The 23,741-nt window shown below is 42.4% G+C and carries 23 protein-coding genes; 15 read left to right on the top strand and 8 right to left on the bottom strand.

The window, feature by feature from the left end:
- Window positions 1–123: 123 nt before the first annotated feature.
- Together QEP06_RS10250 and QEP06_RS10245 are read left to right on the top strand one after the other, a co-directional pair.
- On the top strand, window positions 124–2,265 hold the full coding sequence (locus QEP06_RS10250; RefSeq protein WP_285270172.1) for a S9 family peptidase: 2,142 nt from the start codon (window positions 124–126) through the stop codon (window positions 2,263–2,265).
- 66 nt (window positions 2,266–2,331) lie between these two features.
- The gene (locus QEP06_RS10245; protein WP_285270171.1) at window positions 2,332–2,787 is read left to right on the top strand and encodes a DUF1801 domain-containing protein; all 456 of its coding nucleotides are present in this window, start codon (window positions 2,332–2,334) and stop codon (window positions 2,785–2,787) included.
- 4 nt (window positions 2,788–2,791) lie between these two features.
- Here QEP06_RS10245 and QEP06_RS10240 read toward each other — a convergent pair whose 3' ends face one another.
- Window positions 2,792–3,340: an L-threonylcarbamoyladenylate synthase gene (locus tag QEP06_RS10240; RefSeq protein WP_285270170.1), complete on the bottom strand. Its 549-nt coding sequence runs from the start codon at window positions 3,338–3,340 to the stop codon at window positions 2,792–2,794.
- A gap of 87 nt (window positions 3,341–3,427) precedes the next feature.
- On the opposite strand from QEP06_RS10240, the gene QEP06_RS10235 reads away from it, so the two are divergent.
- Window positions 3,428–3,682 (top strand): VF530 family protein, encoded by a 255-nt coding sequence (locus tag QEP06_RS10235; protein ID WP_285270169.1) that lies wholly within the window; start codon window positions 3,428–3,430, stop codon window positions 3,680–3,682.
- Here QEP06_RS10235 and QEP06_RS10230 read toward each other — a convergent pair.
- The 5 genes from QEP06_RS10230 to gldB form a co-directional block, all read right to left on the bottom strand.
- Window positions 3,674–4,051, bottom strand: a complete 378-nt coding sequence (locus QEP06_RS10230; RefSeq protein ID WP_285270168.1) for a YchJ family protein — start codon at window positions 4,049–4,051, stop codon at window positions 3,674–3,676. The two genes, QEP06_RS10235 and QEP06_RS10230, sit on opposite strands and share 9 nt — an antisense overlap.
- Entirely contained in the window at window positions 4,048–4,560 is a 513-nt protein-coding gene (locus QEP06_RS10225) for a DinB family protein (protein WP_251833831.1), read from the bottom strand. The genes QEP06_RS10230 and QEP06_RS10225 overlap by 4 nt, the downstream gene beginning before the upstream one ends.
- A gap of 50 nt (window positions 4,561–4,610) precedes the next feature.
- The gene (locus QEP06_RS10220) at window positions 4,611–5,753 is read right to left on the bottom strand and encodes a cystathionine gamma-synthase (protein ID WP_285270167.1); all 1,143 of its coding nucleotides are present in this window, start codon (window positions 5,751–5,753) and stop codon (window positions 4,611–4,613) included.
- 102 nt (window positions 5,754–5,855) lie between these two features.
- Entirely contained in the window at window positions 5,856–6,182 is a 327-nt protein-coding gene (gene gldC, locus QEP06_RS10215) for a gliding motility protein GldC (RefSeq protein WP_285270166.1), read from the bottom strand.
- A gap of 47 nt (window positions 6,183–6,229) precedes the next feature.
- Window positions 6,230–7,210 carry a gliding motility lipoprotein GldB gene (gene gldB, locus QEP06_RS10210; RefSeq protein WP_285270165.1) on the bottom strand — a complete coding sequence of 327 codons (981 nt, stop codon included), beginning with the start codon at window positions 7,208–7,210 and terminating at the stop codon, window positions 6,230–6,232.
- A gap of 77 nt (window positions 7,211–7,287) precedes the next feature.
- Between gldB and nadE the strand changes: the two genes are divergently transcribed.
- The 3 genes from nadE to QEP06_RS10195 are packed head-to-tail and all read left to right on the top strand — an operon-like array spanning window position 7,288 to window position 8,956.
- Entirely contained in the window at window positions 7,288–8,079 is a 792-nt protein-coding gene (gene nadE, locus QEP06_RS10205) for an NAD(+) synthase (protein ID WP_285270164.1), read from the top strand.
- Between the two features lie 19 nt (window positions 8,080–8,098).
- Window positions 8,099–8,653: a ribonuclease domain-containing protein gene (locus tag QEP06_RS10200; protein WP_285270163.1), complete on the top strand. Its 555-nt coding sequence runs from the start codon at window positions 8,099–8,101 to the stop codon at window positions 8,651–8,653.
- 15 nt (window positions 8,654–8,668) lie between these two features.
- Window positions 8,669–8,956 carry a barstar family protein gene (locus QEP06_RS10195; RefSeq protein WP_285270162.1) on the top strand — a complete coding sequence of 96 codons (288 nt, stop codon included), beginning with the start codon at window positions 8,669–8,671 and terminating at the stop codon, window positions 8,954–8,956.
- A gap of 65 nt (window positions 8,957–9,021) precedes the next feature.
- On the opposite strand, the gene QEP06_RS10190 is transcribed toward QEP06_RS10195, so the two are convergent.
- Together QEP06_RS10190 and QEP06_RS10185 are read right to left on the bottom strand one after the other, a co-directional pair.
- Complete coding sequence (locus QEP06_RS10190) at window positions 9,022–10,242, bottom strand: hypothetical protein (RefSeq protein WP_285270161.1); 1,221 nt, start codon at window positions 10,240–10,242, stop codon at window positions 9,022–9,024.
- Between the two features lie 33 nt (window positions 10,243–10,275).
- Window positions 10,276–12,882: a TonB-dependent receptor plug domain-containing protein gene (locus tag QEP06_RS10185; RefSeq protein WP_285270160.1), complete on the bottom strand. Its 2,607-nt coding sequence runs from the start codon at window positions 12,880–12,882 to the stop codon at window positions 10,276–10,278.
- A gap of 180 nt (window positions 12,883–13,062) precedes the next feature.
- Here QEP06_RS10185 and QEP06_RS10180 point away from each other — a divergent pair, with 180 nt between their 5' ends.
- From QEP06_RS10180 to QEP06_RS10140, 9 genes are all read left to right on the top strand, one after another.
- Window positions 13,063–13,740, top strand: a complete 678-nt coding sequence (locus QEP06_RS10180; RefSeq protein WP_251833822.1) for a response regulator transcription factor — start codon at window positions 13,063–13,065, stop codon at window positions 13,738–13,740.
- 9 nt (window positions 13,741–13,749) lie between these two features.
- Window positions 13,750–14,784 (top strand): sensor histidine kinase, encoded by a 1,035-nt coding sequence (locus tag QEP06_RS10175; protein WP_285270159.1) that lies wholly within the window; start codon window positions 13,750–13,752, stop codon window positions 14,782–14,784.
- Window positions 14,785–14,895: 111 nt separating this feature from the next.
- Window positions 14,896–15,480, top strand: coding sequence for a plasmid pRiA4b ORF-3 family protein (locus QEP06_RS10170; RefSeq protein WP_251833820.1), 585 nt, complete (start codon window positions 14,896–14,898; stop codon window positions 15,478–15,480).
- A gap of 114 nt (window positions 15,481–15,594) precedes the next feature.
- Complete coding sequence (locus tag QEP06_RS10165) at window positions 15,595–16,947, top strand: alpha-amylase family glycosyl hydrolase (RefSeq protein WP_285270158.1); 1,353 nt, start codon at window positions 15,595–15,597, stop codon at window positions 16,945–16,947.
- 6 nt (window positions 16,948–16,953) lie between these two features.
- The gene (locus QEP06_RS10160; protein ID WP_285270157.1) at window positions 16,954–17,394 is read left to right on the top strand and encodes a hypothetical protein; all 441 of its coding nucleotides are present in this window, start codon (window positions 16,954–16,956) and stop codon (window positions 17,392–17,394) included.
- 36 nt (window positions 17,395–17,430) lie between these two features.
- Window positions 17,431–18,225 (top strand): thymidylate synthase, encoded by a 795-nt coding sequence (locus QEP06_RS10155; protein ID WP_285270156.1) that lies wholly within the window; start codon window positions 17,431–17,433, stop codon window positions 18,223–18,225.
- A 39-nt stretch (window positions 18,226–18,264) separates the two neighbouring features.
- Window positions 18,265–19,725 carry a fibronectin type III domain-containing protein gene (locus QEP06_RS10150; RefSeq protein ID WP_285270155.1) on the top strand — a complete coding sequence of 487 codons (1,461 nt, stop codon included), beginning with the start codon at window positions 18,265–18,267 and terminating at the stop codon, window positions 19,723–19,725.
- A 397-nt stretch (window positions 19,726–20,122) separates the two neighbouring features.
- Entirely contained in the window at window positions 20,123–22,633 is a 2,511-nt protein-coding gene (locus QEP06_RS10145) for a M1 family metallopeptidase (RefSeq protein WP_285270154.1), read from the top strand.
- Window positions 22,634–22,779: 146 nt separating this feature from the next.
- The gene (locus QEP06_RS10140) at window positions 22,780–23,622 is read left to right on the top strand and encodes an MBL fold metallo-hydrolase (RefSeq protein WP_285270153.1); all 843 of its coding nucleotides are present in this window, start codon (window positions 22,780–22,782) and stop codon (window positions 23,620–23,622) included.
- Window positions 23,623–23,741 lie beyond the last annotated feature (119 nt).

The raw sequence follows: 23,741 nt of genomic DNA, 5'->3' as shown, positions 1-23,741 counted from the left end.
GAGAACTTAAAGCTTAAGGCTGCATTAATGAGGGATTTAGAATGCATTTAGGGAATCATTGATTAACTTTTTCTTAACATTTGCCTTTATAATTCGTATTTTTAAGGCCTTAAATTATTTTTGATGAAATTCTCAAAACTACCTTTTTTAGTTCTTGGTTTAGGGAGCTTAGTATTTGCTCAAAACCAAAAATATACAATGGCCGAAGCGGTGAACGGTTTGCGCAGTAATCTCGCGATAAAATCGATTCCGCAATTTTCGTGGACGGCGGATGCGAAGGCGTACATCTACGGTACGCGCAATGGCTATCTGGTAACGGAAATGCAGGGGATGAAGCAGGACACGCTTGTTTCTCTGCATCAGATCAATAAGAATCTTGCCGCCGAACAGAGATTAAAAGCGTTGCCACCGGTAAAGTTTACCGACCGCTCAAAAGGATATTTCGTGCAGGATGGTAAGTACTACCGCATCACAAAATCGGGCAATGACTGGAAAACCACGGAGTGGACCAGTTTAAATGAAGGCGCTGCCAATGCAGAAATTTTAGCCGACAACAAATCGATTGTTTATACCGTAAAAAATAATCTTTACCTGAACAGAAACGGTAAAAACATCGCAATTACAACTGATGAAAACGAACATATTGTGAATGGCCAAGCCGTTCACCGCAGTGAGTTCGGGATCCGTGGCGGAATTTTTGCCGCTCCCGATGCCGCGAAGATCGCATTCTACAGAATGGATGAAACGATGGTTACAGATTATCCGGTAATCGACTGGTCTGTAACGCCCGCAAAGAACACCAACATCAAATATCCGATGGCCGGTGGTACTTCTCATCAGGTGACTTTGGGTGTTTATGATATAAATTCCCAGAAGACCACTTTCCTTAAAACTGAAGGTGACAAAGAACAGTATCTTACAGCCGTGACGTGGAGCCCCGATTCGAAATATATTTTCGTAGGTGTGCTGAACCGCGACCAGAATCATTTAAAAATGAATCAGTACGACGCAGTTACAGGTTCATTTATTAAAACTTTGTTCGAAGAACAATCTGACAAATATGTGGAGCCGCAGAATCCGCTTTTATTTTTCCCGAATTCGAATACTGATTTCATTTGGCAAAGCCAACGCACAGGTTACAACCATCTCTTCCACTACCATTTAGAAAAAGGTCTTGTAGCGCAGATTACCAAAGGTGATTGGCTTGTGACCGATGTTTTGGGCTTCAATGAAAAGAAAAAGGAAATTTTTTACACTTCCACACAGGAAAGTCCGCTCGAAAGACATCTGTATAAGATTAACTGGAACAGTTTCCGTACGCAGAAACTCACATCTGCACCCGGCATGCACACCGGAATTCTGAGCAAAGACGGTTCCCAGCTGTACGATATTTACAGCAATGCAACCACACCACGCAGTGTAAACCTTATCAACACGGCCAACGGACAGTCTAAAAACATTCTTACGTCAGAAAATCCTTTAAAGAACTACAACAGACCTGAGATTAAAAATGTAAACCTCAAAGCCGACGATGGAACTCCGCTTTACGGCAAGATTATCCTGCCAACGGATTTTGACGCTACGAGGAAATATCCTGTGATTGTGTATTTGTACAACGGTCCGCACCTGCAGTTGATCACCAACAGTTTTCCGGCGTCGGGCAACCTTTGGTACGAATACATGGCGCAGAACGGCTACATTGTTTTCACGATGGATGGCCGCGGATCTTCGAACCGTGGGATGAAGTTCGAGCAGGCGGTTTTCAGAAATATGGGTGAAACTGAGATGAATGACCAGCTGAAAGGTGTAGAATATCTTAAATCTTTACCTTACGCTGACACCGATAATATGGGCATTCATGGCTGGAGCTACGGAGGTTTTATGACGACCAGTTTCATGCTGAAACACCCCGAAGTTTTCAAAGCAGGCGTTGCAGGCGGCCCGGTGATCGATTGGAATATGTATGAAATAATGTACACAGAGCGATATATGGATTCACCTCAGAACAATCCGGAAGGCTACGCGAAAGCCAACCTTTTGGATAAAGTACAGAATCTGAAAGGCAAGCTTTTGATGATTCACGGTGCGCAGGATGATGTGGTTGTTTGGCAACATTCGGTGAAGTTTCTTAAAGCGGCCGTAGACCACGGTGTGCAGCTCGATTACTTTGTTTATCCGGGTCATGAGCACAATGTGATGGGCAAAGACCGCGTGCATCTTATGCAAAAGGTCACTGATTATTTTGACGCTCACCTCAAAAAATAGTCAACAGAAAATCCGGAAAAAGCTTCCGGATTTTTTATGTTTTGTACTTTTAATAAAAAATTAATCATGCAAAATACATCATCAGACATCGAAGAGTATCTTGTGAATGTTCCCGAAGAAAGGAAAGAAGCTTTCAAAAAGCTTATTGAGACCATTTCAGAAAATCTTCCTTCAGGATTTGAGCAGGGCATGAGTTCCGGGATGATCGCATGGCAGGTGCCTTTGGAGACGTATCCCGACGGTTATCACTGCACGCCGGGCTCGCCGCTGCCTTTTTTGAATTTGGCTTCACAAAAGAACTTCATAGCGCTCTACCACATGGGGATTTACGCTGATCCGGAGCTTCTGGATTGGTTTGTGAGCGAATTCCCAAAACATTCGAGCAGAAAACTCGATATGGGAAAATCATGCATCCGCTTTAAAAAAGTGGACGATATCCCGTATGAACTTATTGGCGAACTTGTGCAAAAAGTGTCGCCGCAACAGTGGATCTCGCTGTACGAGAAACTGTATAAAAAATAAAAAATTACTCTCTCAGCACTTTCACGCGGCCATCCATCCACATGCGGATGACGGATGAACCGGAATATTCTGAGATTTTGTCATGGTTTTCTTCGGCAATGGCATCTACCGAACTAAGGATTTCGCGCGAAATATCCGCGAACTTCATTGGCGACTTTTGCCCGCTGAGATTTGCTGAAGTGGATACCAACGGTTTATTCAGTTTCCCGATCAGTTTTTTCAGATAATCATCTTTAATCAATCGGATGCCGATGCTACCGTCTTCTGCCAACAGCTCCTGCGGCAAACCTTGCGGGTTGTCGTAAATGATTGTCACCGGTTTTTCGGAGAGATCCATAATTTCCCAGGCCATTTCGGGCACTTCCACCAAATCCTGCAGTCTTTTCACCGATTCCACTAAAATAATCATCGATTTTGAAGGCTCGCGTTTTTTGATTTCAAGTATTTTCTGAATGGCTTCCACGTTAGTCGCATCACAGCCAATTCCCCAAATAGTATCGGTTGGGTAAAGAATGGTGCCGCCGGATTTTAATGTATCGATGAGGTTTTGCATAATAGTATCGCTGCTTTTTGGCAAAATTAAAACAATTGTCCGAAGAGCGTTTTTATTGTTCTTAAAACTATTGGCTAAATTTACCAAATGGAAGAAAAATCGAAAGATCCCTTGCACGGAAAACGCCTTGACGCAATTTTGGAAGAGCTTCTGGAATATTACGGAGGCTTCGACAAGCTCGGTGAACAAATTAATATACGATGTTTCACCGATAATCCGAGCGTTAATTCGTCTTTAAAGTTTCTCCGAAAAACAGACTGGGCCAGAGCCAAGGTTGAAAGTCTTTATCTCTATGTGCTGCGCCAGAAAAAGAAAGCCCAGAGAAATGAGGATTCAGTCTAAAAATTTACCCGAAACATAATACCACCGCCCGCCGAGCTTTCGGAACAGGGAAAGTTCATGGTGAGATTGCGGTTGTCCGTCTTCGTCAGTATAAAAAGCTTGGAATTCCACCTGGTCTTCGCTGGGTTTCTGCACAATCTCCAGTTTTGTCCACGTGTTTATTTCGCCCCATTCCTGAAGATCATCGGTATTGTGGAATTTCCTTTTCTTGGGTAGCGTGGTTTCCATTAAATATTCACCATTCGGTACCGCAAACGCTGAAAACCGCGATCGCATCAGCGCTTCCGCGGTAGGCGCGTGTTTTTCACGGTTGTGATAAGGTTGGCAGCAGTTTAGATAAAGTTCGCCAGAGCAGCACGGACAGTTCATAGGTTTTCGAAATGTGGTAAATAACGTTCTTTCACCACGTTCATGTGATGGATGTTGTGCCCGACAATCAGTTTGCCTAAAGTTTCGACGGAAATTTCGTTGCCGTTTGCGATACCGGTTTGTGCGCGTTGTTCAGCATTCAGAAACTGAAAAAACAGCAGTGAAGATTTCCGTACAGCCATGTATTCTTCTGCGATGCTGGCAACAGGCCGTTCGGACAAATCATAGGTTTTGCCGTACGCTTCTTCATCCCAGCCGGGCAGAACGGTTTTATCTTGCCTGGAAAAACGCAAGGCGCGGTATGCGAAGATTTTTTCGGCATCGATGAGGTGTTGCAACACTTCTTTTAAAGTCCATTTTCCGGGTGCGTACGCGAAATTAGCCTGTTCGGGCATAAGCTGACTGAAAAAGAGATGCGTTTCCTCGCCGCTGTTCACCATTTCTTCAAGCCACTTTCCGGACGGAATGAGATTGAGGTAACGCTCAATATATTTTTGGAAATCTGTCATTGCAGAAAAGTTTAAAAAAGCGGACAAATTAATGTCCGCTTTTATTTTTTTTAATTTTTAAATGCTGCCTCAAGGTCAGCGATTAGGTCGTCTGCATCTTCGATTCCTACACTTAAACGCACCAAATCGTCGGTAATGCCAAGTTCTGCACGTTTGTCTTCGGGTATGGAAGCGTGCGTCATCAAAGTCGGGTGATTTGCGAGCGATTCTACGCCGCCCAAAGATTCCGCAAGAGTGAATACGCGCAGGTTTTCGAGAAATTTCACGGCATCTTCTTTCTTACCGGATTTGAATGTGAATGAAACCATTCCGCCAAATGCAGTCATCTGGCGTTTTGCCAGCTCGTGTTGCGGATGAGATTCCAGTCCGGGATAGATTACGCGTTCCACGCCAGGATGACTTTCAAGGTATCTAGCCACAGCCAACCCGTTTTCAGAGTGACGCTGAACTCTCAATGCAAGTGTTTTAATACCGCGCAGGACAAGATAGGAATCGTGCGGACCTAAAATTCCGCCGCTCGCAAACTGAATGAAATGGAGTTTTTCGCCCAGTTCTTCCGTGTTTGCAACCAAGGCTCCGGCAATGACGTCCGAATGTCCGCCGAGATATTTTGTCGCGGAATGCATCACGATATCTGCACCCAAATCGATAGGACGCTGCAGATAAGGTGTCGCAAAAGTATTATCCACCGCAACCAGAATATCTTTTCCTTTTACCAAATCCGTTACGGCCTTGATATCCACCAGTTTCATCAGCGGATTGGTCGGTGTTTCGATCCAGATCAGTTTTGTTTTATCACTGATCAGATCCGCAATATTGGAAGCATCATCAAAATTGACGAAGGTAAATTTAAGCTGATATTTTTCAAAAAGTCGCGTAAACATGCGGTAAGTTCCGCCGTACAGATCATCTACGGCAATCACTTCATCGCCGGGATTCAATAATTTAAGTACGCAGTCGATCGCGGCAAGTCCGGAACCGAATGCGAGACCGCGTGCACCGTTTTCGATACTTGCGAGACTGTCTTCCAGCGCCTGTCTGGTTGGGTTTGCTGCCCGTGAATATTCGTATCCTGAATGGACGCCCGGCGATTTTTGCGCAAATGTGGACGTTAAAAATACCGGAACATTCACAGATCCTGTCGCCGGTTCGTGGTGCTGGCCACCGTGTATTACTTTTGTGTTGAAATTCATGTTTTTATTGCTTTACGCTTTAAGTTTTAGGCGCTGTGCTGCCTTCACTTAAAAGTTAGATATAAAATAGCTTAATGCTTATCGCATACAGCTTATGGCTTTTTACATTTTTATCGCGGATTTCTGCGCAAATTCCTCGGCCATCTGCTCCATCCACGCGGCCACATCTTCTTCGCCCGTCGCGCGATGATAGGTGTTGCCTAAAGATACTAGGGTCTGGTGAAAGAACATTTTCATCTGATCTACGGGCATATCTTTCGTCCAAAGGTCAATTCGCAAAGCTTCCATTGCCTTGTCGTCCCAAACCGAAATCATCGTAGCTTTCGTTTCCTGTGAATCTATGCCGCCGTCCTGTGCGTTCCAAAGCATTCTCTCCGGGATATGGTTTTCATCGAGTTCTACATCGATTGTAATCTGTGTCTTTTTCATATTTTGTAATTGATACTTTTTAGGGAATATTTAAACATAGCTTTAGCTTAATTTTTTGGTTTGTAATTGCTTTCGTTAAAGATTGTCTGGCTATCCATTTCCAGGAAATCGGTGAGCTTGGTTTCGGGTTTCGCTTCGAAAAATTTCCGTGCGATCTGCCAACCTGTAAATATTCCGATTTGCGGTGAGGAATCATTATCCACTTCGGTGTAAAATTTCGAAAACGGACCAGGATTGATGAAGCGTTCCCGAAGGCGGGTATCATCACTAAAAACCAGGTTGTTCTCTACGAAATAATTCCAGACGTTGGCTTCGTTTGCGTCTGCCCATTCATATTGTTTCTGGTCATAGTTGATTTTCAGATAATCCGGGAAGCCGGGCAGAAACGCATCCTGCAGCGTCATGATCTTGCCGTGATAAATCAACTCATCTATAAATTTTTGATGATCAAAGCTTTCTTTCAGGAAAAAGCCCGCAAACACGCGCGATACTTTTGGGACAATGTTTTGGGGATTCATCGAAACCTGCCAATACTGCTCCAGGCCTTTATAATTTGGATTATTCAGGCCTAAAAACGCTGAGATATCAATGAAAAGCATATTTTCGGCATCGTGATAAAAAATGGGTTCCATTATTCCCTGAAAAGCCGATGAATAAAGGAAAACCTTTGGTTGTTTAAATTCCGGGAAATAATACTGGATGTGCGAAAACAGCGTCGTAAGTTCACCGTTCAGCTTTTGCGTGTCGATTTTGGCTGCTGCTTCTTTATAGATTGAAATCTCGGTTGTATCGAGTCTTCTTTTTCCAAAATCTTCATCGCTTACGGTGCCCTGAAACCACGGATATTTCTTTTGGAATTTAGCCAAAGGCACATTGGGATCATAGAATTCTGCTGACAAATCCTGAACTTCCACTTTCTGCGCCGGATTTTTAATCTCGATTTGCCAAAGGTTTTCCGGCTTATTGTCGCAGGAAACCGGAACGAGTGCAAAAGCGGAGACTAAAAGAAAATAATTAAAAAACTTCATTATTTTTACAGCGAATTAGTCGCAAAAATAGCGAAAATTTAAGCAATCGCAGCCTTTAACAAAACACCCAATACACAATGCAAACGCAAAAAATAACAGACAAAATAGTAAGCTGGCTGAAATCTTACGCAGAAAACGCCGGGGCCAAAGGCTACGTTATCGGTATCTCCGGAGGCGTAGATTCAGGTGTGGTTTCCACACTTTGTGCGATGACAGGCCTAAAACTGCTCGCAATAGAAATGCCGATAAGGCAGAAAGAAGACCAGATCAACCGTGCGCAGGAACACATCAGGTTCCTCGAAAGCAAATTCCCGAACGTACAGGGCATGACGGTAAACCTTAACGAACCTTTTGAAGCTTTGTACAGCACTTTCAAAGTGGATGAAGCGCATTTCCCCGACCAGAAACTGGCTTTTGCAAACACGCGTGCGCGCCTCAGAATGCTGACGCTGTATTATTATGGACAGATAAACGGCCTGCTTGTTTGCGGAACCGGAAACAAAGTAGAAGATTTCGGCATCGGATTTTATACCAAATATGGCGATGGCGGCGTGGATGTGTCCCCTATTGCCGATCTTTATAAAACTGAAGTTTACGAACTGGCGCGCTCCCTTGATTTGCCGGAATCCATTCAAAATGCCATTCCAACCGACGGTTTGTGGGATGCGGAAAGAACCGATGAACAGCAAATTGGCGCCACGTATCCGGAACTTGAAAAAATCCAGAAAGAGTGGGGAACTAAAACGGAAGCCGATTATTCCGGGCGTGATCTTGAGGTTTTCCGGATTTTTTCAAAGATGAACCGCGCGGCACAGCACAAGATTCAGCCTATTCCGGTGTTTGATATTCCTGAAGAGTGGAGGTCGTAATATTAAATCAAAACAATAAATGAAACATAGCATAAAACTGGTTCTGTTTTTCATCATTGGGATGCTGTCGGCGTTTCTGGTGATGTATCTCATCGATAATTATCTCATTGAGAAAAAGGAGAACACGGAGACGGTTTCCACAAACGGAAATTCTACCGGAAATAACAATGAGAAATTTTCCGAAACATTTAGCCCGGAAAAAAATAATTCTGAAAAATCATCCTCAAACTCTTCTGGCAACAACTCAGAAATTGACGAATTAACCGCCGAAAAACTCGTGGTTGACTTTGTTCAGACCCATAAAAAACTCCCGGAATATTACCTCACAAAAGGCGAGGCGCGCAACAAAGGTTGGGTGGCTTCAAAAGGTAATTTGTGCGATGTTTTGCCGGGCAGGGCGATTGGCGGAGATAAATTCAGCAACAGGGAAAAAACTTTGCCTACCGGCGCACAATATTTTGAGGCAGACGTGAATTATACATGTGGTCGCCGAAATGCAGACCGCATCGTTTTCACTGAGAATGGCGATGTGTGGCTGACTCACGATCATTACAAAACTTTCCAAAAGCAATAAGACTTTAAATAAACTATGAAAACCATTTACATCGACTTTACCGAAATCGGGGATTATGAAGATTTTTACACACAACTTAAACAAAAAGCCTCGCTGCCTGAATTTTTTGGTGATAATCTGGATGCGTTAAGTGATTACGTGAGTGGATTTGCGGAATTGCCGCTGCATATCGAGTTCGTAAATATGAGCGTTGACCAGCTTGAAACGTTCGAGGATTTGCTTTTGGCGCTTGAAGATGCAGAAGACGAAATCGAGGAATTTTCTTTTGCTTATTATCTGGAACAATACGAAGACGAAGAATAACTCTTTCTGTTTAAATTAAAAACCACCGCAGCGCGGTGGTTTCTGTTTGATATGAAGAATGAAAATTATTTAAGTTTTGCCAAAAGGTCAACGCCGTTAACCGTAGCCCAGTTTCCGGGTGTAAGCGTTACTTTTTTTACGCCGGCATCACTTGTGAAAGTTTTCGGCACGGCCGGGACGTAGCTGTAACCCCACATGTTCAGATTGCTTGAATTAAGATGGTTTACCGGCTGCACAATGATTTTACCTTTGTTCACCTGCTCAGCTTCGGTAGCAGCGTCCTGAATTAATACAGCGTACGCTTTTTTGCCGTCTGTATCGTGATAACCGTCAATATATACATCAGTAAAGATGCCGTTTCCGTGTTTCTTGAACTGGATTGCGGAAACTTCAATTGAACCTGCTGTTTCCGGCTTCGTGTTGGCTTCGCGGATCAACGTAATCCCGTTTATTTTCGGCGCTGTGTTGTCAGCGTTTCCTGATGCTTCGATTTCCATTCCGAAGTTTCCAATCGTCGTTTGGTAAGCGTACCAAGTGCTGTTGTTTTGTCCGCTCCATGCATCCTGCCAGTCGAAAGAATCGTCGTAGTTACCGTAAGACACGATGTTTTTAGCACTCACGGTTCCACCGAAAAATTCGAAACCATCATCAGTTCCCATATATGCCACAAGGTTTTCAAGCGTGGTTCCGGCACCGACGGAATAAAAAGTAAGCGAATTGGTCTCAGAAGTACCGTCACCGATTTTCTTTCCGCCATATTCAACCCTAACAAATTTTAAACTACCGGAATTATCATTTGGATTGTCGCCGCCATAGTATACATTGTTTCCGTCTTCAGAAAGTGCTTTTGCTGCGCCGTTTATCGCCTTGATAGGTGCGTTTCCGTAGATCGTCAAACCGCCCCAGTCACCTGATTTCTTATTGTCTGAAGTAAACACGATCGGTTCAGCCGCTGTTCCCTCCGCATAAATTTTTCCGCCTTGGAGCACCACAAGACTACTGCTCACGGAAGTTTTTGCGGTGAAAGTTGCACCTGGCTCGATGGTCAAAGTAATTCCTTCCGGCACTTTTACCACACCCTCCAACGTGTAATTTCCTTTCTTCACGGTAGTGTTCTGTTTTAAAGTCCCCGAAAGTGATCCCGTTCCGCTTAGAACTGCGCCGGTTGCGGGATTCTGTGTGGTTCCGCCGCCATTGATGTCCGCATCTTCGCGGATTTCGACTGTACAAGAAGTCACCGCTAAAACTGCGGCCAGCGCCCAAAGATTTAAGATGTGTTTTTTCATAATATTAAATTAGTTTGATGTTTAAGATTTGGCTTAGAATGTATATCCGGCCGAGAAGTTGAAAGTCGTACCGCGTCTGTAATCGGTATGTATGTTGGTTCTTACGTCCAGAGGAATGTACCCTTCTTCACCCTGTTCCAATTTGTATATACTGTTCAGGATGTTCTGAACGCCGAGTTTTATATTCCAGTTTTTAGTCAGTTGTGCGTTGTACACAAAATCGAGTTGATGGAAAGGTCTTTCATAAATGTGATCAAGGCCGGAGGTTCCTACCGTGAAGATTTTTGACCCGGAAACATTATATATCAAAGACATCGTGTGGGGTAAACTGTAGGCGTTTTTAAATTCATATTTTAAATCTGCATTGGCTGTCCACGGTGCGGCTCCCTGAAGTTGTCTGTCTTTTAGATTTCCGCTGAAGTTGGCTGGTTTTTCCTGTTCAAGTTCTTCGGCGCTGCGTTCAACCTTTGAATACATGAACGTCGCATTAGCACCAAGGCTCCAGTTTGACATCGATTCGAAAATTCTGGAAAGGTCTAAGATTCCTTCAAGTTCAGCTCCCGCCAGCACGGCCTTTTTAGCATTGAAGAATGTAATCGCCACACCATTTGAATTTCCGGAAGCGGTGTAACTTCTTTCAATTGCGTGATCGATTCTTTTAGCAAAAAGATTTACTGCGAAAAGCTCCTTGCTTGTTGGGAAGACCTCGTATTTAAGGTCAAGGTTGTAGTTTTCGCTGTTTTTCAGATTGATGTTACCGATGATGTTTTCGTTATCCGGATTGATGTACGTAATCGGCATGTACTCGATAAGAATTGGTCTTGTGATCGTCTTGCTTACCGCGAAACGGATGTTTGATTTCGGGTTTAAGGCCTTTTTCAAAGAGAATGAAGGCAGGATGAAATATTGGTTTCTCTCAAGATTATTGTATTCCTTATCGCTTTGTTCTTTGTAGCGGGTGATGTTCAAATTGTTTTCCACACGTCCGCCGACCAGGATATCCCAGGAATCATTAGGTTTGAAATTTAGGTTTACGTAACCAGCATTGATAAACTGGTACAGGTGCGAGCGATAATCATTCTCATTGGTTTCTTCTTTAAAGTGAAATGCGCCGCGCATGATATAATCGTTGTAAGTCTGCTGCGGATTGTCAATATCTACAACTACGGTTCTAAGCTGTACGTTGTCGATGTTCGAGGCGATGAATCGGTATGAATTGCTTCGTCTGTCAAAGAAACCGTTGTATCCAACTGCCACTTGCCACGGATAGCTTATTCTGTCACCCTTTTCCCCCAGTGAAACTGAGTACTCCGCGAAACCTGACAAATAATCTTTTCCGTTAACATCAAGATATTGGCGGATCAGGTTGTTTCCACCAAAAGTCATTTCCACCTGATTTGGAACGCCGGTTAAGAAACCTTCGGAAATTTTTCGGTCAGGCTGCTGGAAATTATTGCTTACCCAGCTACCACCGGCTTTGATCACGTGTCTGTCGCCGATTTTCTGACTTGCCAACAATTGTATATCAGCAAATTTTGAAAGGTCCATTTGATCAACCCGGAAAAAACGTCTGCCGGCATCCTGAACTTTTTGGTCTTTATAACCCACGAAATCCGATATCATATTGGTAGAATTCTGCAGGAAAATCGCATTTAAAGCGACATCCAGACCGCGGTCTTTATAGCCAAGTCCTAAAAGAGCTGATGATTCCAATTCGTAAGTGTATTCTTTTCGGTGAAGATCATTGTTCATCTTTCCTTCCGTCTGAAGGGAAATGAACTGGTTTTTATCACCTTCAAGCATTTCATATTTACTGCCCTGATTCAAGGAAAGCAAAAGCCCGAGTTTTCCTGAATCACTTATTTTGAAACTTTGCGCCGTCGTAAAGCCGATGCTTGTATTTGGAAGCGCTTTGATGTTATCTGCATTCCAGCCGTCTTTGAATGCATTTACAGATTCATTTTGGGTGAAATTATAATTCGTCGGCACGTAACCTTTAACCTGAGAAGGCAGCTGGCGGTCCTGTGAATTAAAACCAAAGTAACCTGCCGCGGTGTAAGCGTTAGGATTTACCTTAAAGTTTTTAAATGTCGTTTGTGTGTTATAGCCGAAGCCGAATTCAACTTTAGTGAAAGCTTTGTCCATCGTTAAAGTTTCGATATCGAAAGTTGCACCCGCGAAATCCGCGTAAAGGTTCGAATTGAAAGTTTTGTATATATTCAGTTTTCCTACAACGTCCGTCGGAAACTGCTTCAGCGCGATGATTTTCTGGAATGGGTTGTTTGATGGCGAAGCCAGTCCGTTAATCAACAATGTATTGTATCGCTCTTCCAGGCCTCTTACGAAAAGTCCGCGGCCTTCTACAGCGGTGATTCCGGTTACTTTTGTCAATCCCTGTGCCACGTTCGAAATTCCTTTTCTGGTGATTTCTGCAGCACTGATTGCCTGTTTCTGAATGATGGCTTTCTTCTGTTCACCCAGAATTGCCGTTTCCGTCTTTTTGTTTCCTGATGCCTGAATAACGACGCCTTCGATATTTTTCTCTTTTTGAACCGTATCGTTTTTTGCCTGTTGTGCGTAAACGAAAGTAAATGGTGTAGAAAGGAAAACAACTGCAATACTCAGTTTGCTGATCTTCATTTTTAATAATTTTATCACGGCAAAGGTCTGTCGTCTGGTGGCGAAACGCGTTGCGGTGATTTTAAATAACTTTTAAATATTTATTAAAAAAATCAGCGTCATATTAATTTATTGTGAAGATTTTTCTGGGCGTTTTATCGCCTCTAAAATTGACTAACTTTGAAAGGTTAAAGTCTTAAAATGAATCAGAAAAAAATACTGTTAATAGATGATGAGCAGGATATTCTCGAAATCCTGTCTTACAATCTCGAAAAAGCGGGATATGATGTTTACACAGCCCAAAACGGCAATGAAGGCATCGGAAAAGCCAAAGAAATCGTCCCCGATATGATCCTGCTTGATGTGATGATGCCTGAAAAAGACGGAATAGAAACCTGCCAGGATTTGCGGAGAATCCCTGAACTTCAGAAGACACTTATCGTATTTCTTTCCGCGCGAAGCGAGGAGTTTTCTCAGCTCGCAGGTTTTCAGGCTGGCGCTAATGATTACATTGTGAAAATCATTAAACCAAAAATTCTTATTTCAAAAGTAAATGCGCTGCTTGAACTTACCTCAAATGTGTATGAAGCCAAACAAACTGTGACCGCCGGCGATCTAAGCATCGATAAAGACAACTTCCGCGTCTCAAAGGCAGGGCAGCAGTTTCTTTTACCGAAGAAAGAGTTTGATCTGCTTTATCTTCTGGCCTCGAACACCAATAAAGTATTTAAACGTGAGGAAATCCTCGAAAAAGTGTGGGGAAATGATGTGATCGTGGGCGAACGCACCATCGACGTGCATATTCGCCGCCTGCGTGAGAAACTTGGCATTGGCACCATTCAGACGCTGAAAGGGATTGGCTATAAATTAGTGGTTTAAAAGTTTTTGATGAAGTTTCACAGACTTACGCTCCTTGCTTCGCTGTATCTTACGGTTGCCATGTCGCTGGTAGCCGTGCTTTTCGATTATTCTCACAGTACGGCGGTCCGCGATCTGCAGGGTTTCTATCTTGCTCTGGCGGCTTGTATTGTGGTTATTTTCGTGCTGAATTATGTGATCCTTGATTTTCTTTTCAATGTATACGGGAAGAAACAGATCCGCGAAATTTCGACAATTTTACCTGAAGATATCGTGCCGGAAAACGACAATCTGAACCTGCACGATTTGCAGCAGCGCTTTACCGAGCTCAGCCAAAAGAACGCGACCGAGATCGACACCATGAAGGAGATGGAAACTTACCGGAAAGAATATGTCGGCAATGTTTCCCATGAGCTGAAAACGCCGCTATTTTCCATTCAGGGATATGTGGAGACGCTGGTAGACGGTGGCGTAGAAAATCTGGCCATACGTGACAAATACCTCGAAAGAATACAGAAATCTGTGGAGCGTCTTCTGAACATCGTGCAGGATCTTGAAATGATCAATCAGTATGAATATGGGGAAATTTCGCTGCAGATTTCGCGGTTTGAAATCAACGGTCTTATAAAAGAGATCATCGATCTGCTCGACCTTGAAGCCGAGCGCAAAGATGCCCTGGTTCAGCTACAGACGTCAAATGCGCAAATCTTCGTAAATGCCGATAAACAAAAGATCTCCCAGGTTTTGATCAACCTTATTTCAAATGCAATTTATTACGCAAACCGTGACAAAGCGCAAATCATCATCAGCACGCACATCCTGAAGAATAAAGTGCTCGTAAAAGTGGAAGATAACGGTATGGGCATAAAACCCGAAGTCTTGCCGCGAATTTTCGAGCGTTTTTACCGCGTGGAAACCAGCCGTAACCGAAAGGAGGGCGGATCAGGTCTTGGATTGGCAATTGTGAAGCATATTCTGGAGGCGCACGGCGAGAATATTACCGTAGAAAGCGTCTTCCTCGAAGGAACGAAATTTGCCTTCTTTCTTGAACGCAGCGCACAGTAGCGGCGGAAAATTTAAGTAATTTTTTTTTAATAAAAGGTTGGGCAATTTTTTTTGACGGCACCCAATTGTTTTATATTTGCAACCTAACAATTACCCAAATTAAAAGCAAAAATGGTTTATAAAATCCGCATAATTTTAGACACCAAAGACGATATCTTCAGGGATATTGAAATCAAGGATAAACAAACACTCTGGAATTTACATCTCGGCATAAAAAGCGCTTTCACGCTGATGGGCGAAGACCTGTCGCTTTTTAATATTCTGGATGAGGAAGGCATGGTGATGAAGACCGTGCCGCTGGAGGATATGAGTGACGACGGTGACGGCGAGATCATGTCTGATGTGTATGTCAAGGAAGCGTTCGAAAAAGTAGGCGACAAAGTGCACTTCCAGTACGGTTTCATGGATCTGTGGGAGTTTTTCCTGGAACTGGTAGAAATCATCGATGAAAAGCCGGCTGTGAATTATCCTATTACCGTTTTCCGTTTCGGAAATATGCCACTGAAAGCACCAAGTAAATCGGGCGCGAAAAGATCTAAAAACTCGGCCATGCCTTTGATGGATGATGAGTTTGGAAGTTTCGAAGAGGAGTTCGCGGCTACAGGTTTTCCGGATGAGGATGATGACAGTTTCGATGACGACGAAGACGATTTCGATGATGATACATTCGATGATGATGATTCAGATGAGATCTAAAATACAGACCCCGATTTTTTCGGGGTTTTTTTATGCTGTGCCTCAATTTTAATAGCTTGCCGGCACAAATCATTAAGTTTAAAAATGATAAATTTGCCCAAAACCCTTTCAGTAATGAAAAAGATACTTTTCTCCATTTTCCTGGGTGCTGCCCTTATTTCCTGCTCTACACAAAAAACCTCCAACATGACAGACCATCCGAATGAATGGAAACATTCCACCAATATTTATGAAGTAAACGTGCGTCAGCACACAGAAGAAGGAACTTTCCGTGCTTTTGAGAAGGAACTTCCACGCCTGAAAGATATGGGAGTGAAGACGCTGTGGTTCATGCCGATTACGCCGATTGCCCAAAAAAACAAGAAAGGCCCGCTCGGCAGCCAGTACGCAGCGCAGGATTATACTTCGATAAATCCTGAATTCGGTACGATGGAAGATTTCAAGCATCTAGTGGATGAAGCGCACAAAATGGGTTTCAAGGTAATCATTGATTGGGTGGCGAACCACACCGGTTGGGATCACGTGTGGACCAAGACAAATCCTGATTTTTATCTAATAGATCCAAAGACGAATGATTTCCAGATCGCTTCCGGCATGGATGATATCATCGAGCTCGATTACAGCAACCCGAAAATGCGTGAAGCCATGATTGATGCGATGAAATTTTGGGTGCGCGAGACCAATATCGATGGTTTCCGATGCGACCTTGCAGCCTGGGTGGAAGTAGATTTCTGGCAGCAGGCGCGTCCTGAAGTGGAAAAAGTAAAACCGCTTTTCTGGTTAGGCGAATTTGATGAACTCGACAATCCTGATTACGGTAAAGTTTTCGACGCGAGCTATATTTGGAACTGGATGCATAAAACCAAAGATTTCAACGAGGGCAAAGCGACTTTCGATGACCTTAAAACATTGCTATCAAGATATACCGCCATCGGTGATTCATCGATGCGTGCCTGGTTTACCTCAAATCATGACGAAAATACCTGGAACGGAACTGAGTATGAGAAATATGGCGTTTTTGCTCAACCTTTAGCCGTGTTCTCAATCACCTGGAATGGTGTTCCGCTCATTTACAACGGCCAGGAACTGCCTTTAAAAACAAAACGTCTTGAGTTTTTCGAGAAAGACCCGATTCCCTGGAACGGGACTTATGAACTTCACGATTTTTATAAAACAATGTTGAATTTAAAGTCAGCAAATACCGCCCTGAGAGGTGGTGATCCTGGTGCGACAACTACGGTTTTGAAGACATCTGCAGACGATAAAGTGCTGGCTTACATAAGAAATAATGGAAATGATGAGGTTTTGGTGGTGCTGAATTTTTCGAAGGAAAATGTTCCGTTCACCATTGATGATTTAAATGTTTCCGGCGTCTTTAAAAACGTGTTCAGCGGTCCTGTGAAAGATTTTGCAAAAGACAAAAGCTTCTATTTACCGGTTGGCGGTTATGCTGTGATGCAAAAATAATGGCTGATGAACAAAGCCGAAATCTTAAAATCCGTTCACGATAAACTTTCAGAAAAGGCTGTTTATCTCGAAAAACTGATCGACGAGACCCGTGCCGCCAACAACGAAACCAAAAGTTCGATGGGCGACAAATACGAAACCTCGCGTGAAATGGTGCAGCAGGAAATCAACAACTTGCAGGTTCAGCTGAATGATGTTTTAAAACAACTAGAATCGCTGCGTACAATTTCAGATAAACCATCGCAGAAAGTTGAAAGAGGTGCGTTGATCCAGACATTAAAGGGATTTTTTTACATTTCGGTTTCGGCGGGTGAAATAGTGCTCGATGGTAAAAAGATTTTTATCATTTCGCCTGAAAGTCCGCTAGCACAGGCTATGAAAGGCTTAGCGCAGAATCAGAGTTTCGTACTGAACGGAAAGCAGAATCTTATCGAAAACATTTGGTAATTTAAAGGCCGGATTTAATTTTATTTAAATATATAAATGCAGAACTATCTAGATTTACTCCAACATATTCACGACAACGGAACTGATAAGACTGACCGGACAGGAACAGGCACGCGCAGCGTCTTCGGTTATCAGCTTCGTTATGATTTGGCTAAAGGTTTCCCGCTCGTGACGACTAAGAAAGTGCATTTGAAATCCATTATCTATGAATTGCTTTGGTTTTTGAAAGGAGACACCAATATCAAATATCTTACGGATAACGGCGTCTCGATCTGGAATGAGTGGGCGGATGAAAATGGTGATCTGGGGCCGGTTTATGGCGCGCAATGGAGAAGTTGGGCTGGCGCTGACGGTAAAATTGTGGATCAGATTTCTGAAGTCATTGACCAGATAAAAAAGAATCCAGATTCCCGCCGGCTGATTGTTTCTGCCTGGAACGTAGCCGAAATACCGAATATGGCGTTGGCGCCTTGCCACGCGCTTTTTCAGTTTTATGTAGCCGACGGTAAACTGTCGCTGCAGCTTTATCAGCGCAGTGCTGATGTTTTTCTGGGCGTTCCGTTCAACATTGCGAGTTATGCCTTACTGCTGATGATGGTGGCGCAGGTTTGCGATCTGGAAGTAGGTGAGTACATACACACTTTCGGTGACGTTCATATCTACAACAACCATTTTGAGCAGGTTCAAAAGCAACTTTCGCGCACGCCTAAACCTTTGCCTCAAATGAAAATCAATCCTGACGTCAAGGATATTTTCAGTTTTAATTTTGAAGATTTCACGCTCGAAAATTACGATCCTTATCCCGGAATTAAAGCTCCGGTTGCGATATAGGTTTTTGAAATAAATTATAATATTGTAAGTTTTATATGTATGAATAGAAAAATTTTATATTTAGTTATTGTTCTGATACATATTTCATGTTCACGTGAACATGAACTTATAGATGAGAAAAATAATAACAATAATCCTCCAGAAAGTTTTGCTGTAAAAGTTGATAGTATTACTTCTGAAAGTGCATATTTATCTTGGGTAAAAGCCAAAGATCCAGAAAATGATGATGTAAAATATGATGTTTCATTACAAGGAAAAACTTTGTTAGCGAATTCAGATCGCTTAGAATTAAAAATAAATAATCTTAATGAGTTAACCAATTATTCAGGAGAAGTAATTGCAAAAGATTTATCTGGAAACGGTACCAAAGTTAATTTTACATTTAATACATTGAAATTTTTTTTAAAATTTAACAAAGCATATTCTTTTCCACAAACCAATTATGGAGGAATGGCAAATCAAATTATTAAATTGCGAGATAATACGTACATAATTTTAGGACATACAAGATATCTTGGCATCTCAAAGAAATTATCAATTATTAAAGTTGATGGATTTGGAAATGAAATTTGGAATAAAATGCTTCCTGTAGATTATGAAGGTGATGTCGGAGGTCGTTCAATGAAAATGATACAATGCGCGAATAGTAATAATATTATTATAGGAGCCGGAGATAATGTTACGAAAATAGATTTTGACGGTAATTTGGTTTGGATCAAAAATATAAGTCAATATAATGTTAATTATGCAGGTGTTGCAGGAATTAGATCTTTAATTGAAGATGTAAATAATAATATTTATACTGTAGGAGATATTAAATCTTCAACTCCCCAAAAACTTTCTTCTGGCTATTTAACCAAATTATCCAGTGAAGGAAATGTCCTCTTCGAAAAACTTTTCGAAAATTCATTAATTACAGTATTTAATGACTTATTAATTGATGATGAAAAGCTTATTATTATTGGAACTAAAGAAATATCTGGTATTACTTGGGAGCAATATTTAGCAAATATGCCCTTGCAAGTGAAATTCAATATGGTTACAACAGATATTAATGGTAATATAATTGATGAGCGTAGTTTTAATGATTCTGGACGTGCCTTTGCTAGAGGTATTTTTAAGAAAAGTAGTGGTAATTATATATTTTACGGATATACATTAGGTATATCAGATATAACCAATATTTTCGAAATAAAACCTTCTGGAGACACAATTTGGCATAAAAAATCTGATTTTTATGGATCAGTAAATTCCGTAAAAGAAACGAAGGAAGGAAATTTAATTGTAGTCGGTACACAGTCGTTAAGTCAAGCTAGTAGACCGTTTCTTCATTTAGCGAATAATATGGGAAATACTATTTGGACTAAATATACTTATGGAGGAGCTTTTGGTCAAGATGTCTTACCGGATGATGATGGAGGTTATCGGATACTAGTTTCTTATGACCCAAGCTATAATCGCGCAAATTTATATAAAACAGATCCTACTGGAAACTACTGATTTTGAAGTTTACTTTTAGAAAATTATAGTCCCCAACCACAAACATAGCCACGGCTACGATTTAATAATAAAAAGTGGAGTAGAAAGCTTCACTTTTTTTATAACTTTTTCTAAAAATCAACTACCAATCATTCAATGAAATCATTAAAAATTAGCATTGAAGAAAATGCTGATTTTGCGAAAATGGCAGAACTTTAATTCAAATCAAAGGAATAAAATCGGTCGAAATTATCGATTACGCAAACTCAGAAAGCGACTTTAGAAAAGTCGTTACGAAAAGTAAAGAACAGCTTAAACAGGCGATTATGAATCGTTTGTGAATGATTTATTTAAAACTTTTGTCATTAAAAAAATCTAAATTTTATCGAAGCTTAATTAAATAATTACTTAAATAAATATGAAAAAACTAATTTTCTCCATTAGTTTACTTGGAATTCTGTTCTCAGGAAATGTTTTCGCGCAAACCGACACTTCCGGTAGAACAGCGATTTATCGACAAACCCACACCAAGTCTACAGAACTCAAACACACTAAACTCAAGGTAAACTTCGATTATCAGAAAGAGCAGATGAACGGCGAAGCCTGGCTCACCGCAAGTCCGCACTTTTACCCGTCAGATTCTTTGGTGCTCGATGCCAAAGCTATGCTGATCCACGAAGTGGCTTTAGATAAAAACGGATCGAAAACGCCATTACAATTTCAGTACAAAGATGATTTCCTGAAAATCAGTCTCGATAAAACCTATAGCCGAAATCAGGATTACACGGTTTACATTAAATATACCGCGCGTCCGAACGAGGTAAAAACCAAAGGCAGTGCCGCGATCACCGATGCTAAAGGGCTTTATTTTGTAAATGCCCAGGGTAAAGACGCCGATAAACCCACACAGATCTGGACGCAGGGTGAAACGGAAGCAAGTTCGGCCTGGTTCCCCACGATCGATAAACCCAACCAGAAAACCACGCAGGAAATCTACATGACGGTGCCTGATAAATACGTGACTTTATCGAACGGTTTGATGAAATCTTCGGTTAAAGAAGCCAACGGATTACGTACCGATCACTGGGTGATGGACAAAAAACATGCACCTTACCTTTTCTTCATGGGTGTGGGCGATTATGCGGTAGTTAAAGACAAATGGCGCAATATTCCGGTAGATTATTATGTAGAAAAAGAATATGAACCTTATGCAAAACAGATTTTCGGGAACACACCGGAAATGCTTGAATTCTTTTCAAAGAAACTGAACTACGATTATCCGTGGTCCAAATACGCGCAGATCACCGCAAGAGATTACGTTTCGGGCGCGATGGAAAACACGACAGCAGTTCTTCACCAGGAATCAGCGCAGCAGAAACCCGGCGATCTTATAGACGAAAACCGTTGGGAAGACGTGATTTCACATGAACTTTTTCACCACTGGTTTGGCGATTTGGTTACCACTGAAAGCTGGAGTAACCTTACGGTTAACGAATCTTTCGCCAATTATTCGGAATATCTTTGGAATGAGCACAAGTACGGAAAAGATTTCGCAGATTATACTTTAATGAAAGCGGCGGAAGGTTATTTCCGTGATCCGTCAAACGTTACCAAAGATTTGGTGCGTTTCAATTATCACAACAAAGAAGACATGTTCGATGGAGTTTCCTACAACAAAGGAGGTTCTATCCTGCACATGCTCCGAAATTATCTCGGCGACGATGCGTTCTGGGCGGGCATGAACGATTATCTTAAAACGAATGAATACGGAACGGGCGAGGCGCATCAGTTCAGGCTTTCGCTTGAGAAAGTTTCGGGCAAGGATTTAAACTGGTTTTTCAATCAGTGGTTTTTTGGCAGTGGCCATCCGAAAATTTCGTACACCACTACTTTTGAACCGGTAAAGAGGCTGGTGCAGATCACTGTGAATCAAACGCAGTTGGGTGGGAATTTTGAGTTTCCACTGGCACTGGATGTGTATGAAAACGGAAAACCGACGCGCAAAAACGTTTGGGTAAGTGCGAAAGACAAAAACGATTTTTATTTTGCGGTTTCAAAAAATCCGGATTTCATCAACATCAATGCAGACGGTGTTTTGCTGGCAGAAATTACAGAAAATAAAACTTCGGAGCAGTACTTCACGCAGTATTCTACATCCAAAGATTTCCTGAGCCGGTATAAAGCTGTAGAAAACGCCGGCGAAAATGTCGCTAAAAATGCTGCTTCTCTTAAAACACTCGTAGCTGCACTTAAAGATTCGAATTTCAGGATCCGCATGAAAGCGCTGAGTGGACTTGATTTGTCTAAAGCTGACCAGGCGAAAGCCGCGATTTCGGAAGTGGAGAAAATGGCCGCAAACGACCCGAAAACTTTGGTTCAGGCTGCGGCAATTTCAGCGCTTGCAAAGACCAAAGACAAAAAATATCTTCCGCTTTTCGAAAAAGGAATCAGCGCGTTGTCAAATTCGGTGAAAGCGAGTTCCCTGGCGGGAATTGCGGCCGCTGATCCGGCACGTGTAGCATCATTTGCCGATAAGATCGATCTTGAAGGTGCCAGCGATGATTTGGTTGCGGAGTTACTTCCAATCATCGTGAAAAACAAAATGCAGAAGCATATGCCGGCAATTGCCTCCACTGTGGCATTTTACCCGTTTCTGAAGTTCCAGAATCCGGAATTGGGGACTGTAGCTGAGGAAGGTTATAACTGGATCATGACTTCAGATAATCTGAAAGCGACGGAGAACATTACCAAAATCCTGACGCAGGTTAAAGGTCAGATTGGCGATAATCCGCAGGCTAAAATGATGATCGTGCAGATCCTTCGCGACGGTCTTGCAAAGAAGATGTCGGTTTTGAAAGCAAATCCGTCGAGTACTACAATCAATCAGCAGGTAGATGCCATTAACAAAGCAATTCAGGCTTACCAGTAATTTTAATTCAAATTAAATTCATTAAAGCTGTTCCTTTTATGGAGCAGCTTTTTTTTATCTGAATTTTAGTGAAATTTTAAGAATTTTCAGAACAGATATGAAATGTTACGGCATCGCTTTTGGTTCAAATGCTGAAAATCAGTACTATGGAACAGAGTAAAGACAACAAGATTATTCCAATGACTTCCGTTGACAGCGGGAAACTCCGCGAGGTAGCGCCCGATGTGGCTTATTACACCAACCAGATCGTCAATCTGGTGATGATTGGAAATCCCGGTGGCGACTGGGTTTTGGTAGATGCGGGCATGCCAAAATCAGGGAAAGAAATCGTTAAGGTTGCAGAATCGCGCTTCGGGGAGAACAATCCGCCAAAAGCAATCATCCTTACGCATGGACATTTCGATCATGTCGGCAGCATCGTGCATCTCGTAGAAGAATGGAATGTACCTGTTTACGCGCATCCGCTGGAATCTACATTTCTGACCGGAATGGAAAGTTACCCAGAGCCGGACACGTCCGTAGAAGGTGGTGTTCTCGCGAAGATCTCATCCGTGTATCCGAACGAACCGGTGAACATCAGTGAGGTTTTGCAGCAATTGTCGGATGATGGAACCGTACCCTTCTTTGATGATTGGAAGTGGATTCATATTCCGGGACATTCACCAGGCCAAATTGCGCTGTACCGCGAACGTGACGGGATTCTGATCTCAGCTGATGCCCTGATTACCGTTAAACAGGATTCATTGTATAAAGTATTAATTCAAAAAGAAGAAGTTTGCGGCCCGCCGGTATATTTGACCACGAACTGGAGCGAGGCAAAAGCATCGGTTGAAAAGTTGGCGGCACTAGATCCGCAGATTTTAGTGCCCGGCCATGGAACCGCGATGAGTGGAACTGAACTCAAAGCTGGCATTGATACTCTGCTTGCAGATTGGGACAATGTAGCAGTTCCCGATCACGGCCGCTGGGTCTGGACTAAGGATCTCTAAAGGTAAATATGCAAAAGTTGTTCACACGAACAGCTTTTCTTTTTTTAAGGTCTCCGGATTTGCCAGTTTAGCCGCGGCCATGTCTTTAGTAAACACCCGTACGTTTTTACCAAAATATA

The sequence above is a fragment of the Kaistella rhinocerotis genome (assembly GCF_030243905.1).
Taxonomy (GTDB): Bacteria; Bacteroidota; Bacteroidia; order Flavobacteriales; family Weeksellaceae; genus Kaistella; species Kaistella rhinocerotis.
Note: the sequence above shows the minus strand (reverse complement) of the source record. Positions and strands in the feature narration are given on the sequence as shown.

What these genes read in the sequence shown, in the direction of transcription:
- QEP06_RS10250 (WP_285270172.1), top strand. Translation starts at nt 124, where the DNA reads ATGAAATTCTCAAAACTACCTTTTTTAGTTCTTGGTTTAGGGAGCTTA.
- QEP06_RS10245 (WP_285270171.1), top strand. Translation starts at nt 2,332, where the DNA reads ATGCAAAATACATCATCAGACATCGAAGAGTATCTTGTGAATGTTCCC.
- QEP06_RS10240 (WP_285270170.1), bottom strand. Translation starts at nt 3,340, where the DNA reads ATGCAAAACCTCATCGATACATTAAAATCCGGCGGCACCATTCTTTAC.
- QEP06_RS10235 (WP_285270169.1), top strand. Translation starts at nt 3,428, where the DNA reads ATGGAAGAAAAATCGAAAGATCCCTTGCACGGAAAACGCCTTGACGCA.
- QEP06_RS10230 (WP_285270168.1), bottom strand. Translation starts at nt 4,051, where the DNA reads ATGAACTGTCCGTGCTGCTCTGGCGAACTTTATCTAAACTGCTGCCAA.
- QEP06_RS10225 (WP_251833831.1), bottom strand. Translation starts at nt 4,560, where the DNA reads ATGACAGATTTCCAAAAATATATTGAGCGTTACCTCAATCTCATTCCG.
- QEP06_RS10220 (WP_285270167.1), bottom strand. Translation starts at nt 5,753, where the DNA reads ATGAATTTCAACACAAAAGTAATACACGGTGGCCAGCACCACGAACCG.
- gldC (WP_285270166.1), bottom strand. Translation starts at nt 6,182, where the DNA reads ATGAAAAAGACACAGATTACAATCGATGTAGAACTCGATGAAAACCAT.
- gldB (WP_285270165.1), bottom strand. Translation starts at nt 7,210, where the DNA reads ATGAAGTTTTTTAATTATTTTCTTTTAGTCTCCGCTTTTGCACTCGTT.
- nadE (WP_285270164.1), top strand. Translation starts at nt 7,288, where the DNA reads ATGCAAACGCAAAAAATAACAGACAAAATAGTAAGCTGGCTGAAATCT.
- QEP06_RS10200 (WP_285270163.1), top strand. Translation starts at nt 8,099, where the DNA reads ATGAAACATAGCATAAAACTGGTTCTGTTTTTCATCATTGGGATGCTG.
- QEP06_RS10195 (WP_285270162.1), top strand. Translation starts at nt 8,669, where the DNA reads ATGAAAACCATTTACATCGACTTTACCGAAATCGGGGATTATGAAGAT.
- QEP06_RS10190 (WP_285270161.1), bottom strand. Translation starts at nt 10,242, where the DNA reads ATGAAAAAACACATCTTAAATCTTTGGGCGCTGGCCGCAGTTTTAGCG.
- QEP06_RS10185 (WP_285270160.1), bottom strand. Translation starts at nt 12,882, where the DNA reads ATGAAGATCAGCAAACTGAGTATTGCAGTTGTTTTCCTTTCTACACCA.
- QEP06_RS10180 (WP_251833822.1), top strand. Translation starts at nt 13,063, where the DNA reads ATGAATCAGAAAAAAATACTGTTAATAGATGATGAGCAGGATATTCTC.
- QEP06_RS10175 (WP_285270159.1), top strand. Translation starts at nt 13,750, where the DNA reads ATGAAGTTTCACAGACTTACGCTCCTTGCTTCGCTGTATCTTACGGTT.
- QEP06_RS10170 (WP_251833820.1), top strand. Translation starts at nt 14,896, where the DNA reads ATGGTTTATAAAATCCGCATAATTTTAGACACCAAAGACGATATCTTC.
- QEP06_RS10165 (WP_285270158.1), top strand. Translation starts at nt 15,595, where the DNA reads ATGAAAAAGATACTTTTCTCCATTTTCCTGGGTGCTGCCCTTATTTCC.
- QEP06_RS10160 (WP_285270157.1), top strand. Translation starts at nt 16,954, where the DNA reads ATGAACAAAGCCGAAATCTTAAAATCCGTTCACGATAAACTTTCAGAA.
- QEP06_RS10155 (WP_285270156.1), top strand. Translation starts at nt 17,431, where the DNA reads ATGCAGAACTATCTAGATTTACTCCAACATATTCACGACAACGGAACT.
- QEP06_RS10150 (WP_285270155.1), top strand. Translation starts at nt 18,265, where the DNA reads ATGAATAGAAAAATTTTATATTTAGTTATTGTTCTGATACATATTTCA.
- QEP06_RS10145 (WP_285270154.1), top strand. Translation starts at nt 20,123, where the DNA reads ATGAAAAAACTAATTTTCTCCATTAGTTTACTTGGAATTCTGTTCTCA.
- QEP06_RS10140 (WP_285270153.1), top strand. Translation starts at nt 22,780, where the DNA reads ATGGAACAGAGTAAAGACAACAAGATTATTCCAATGACTTCCGTTGAC.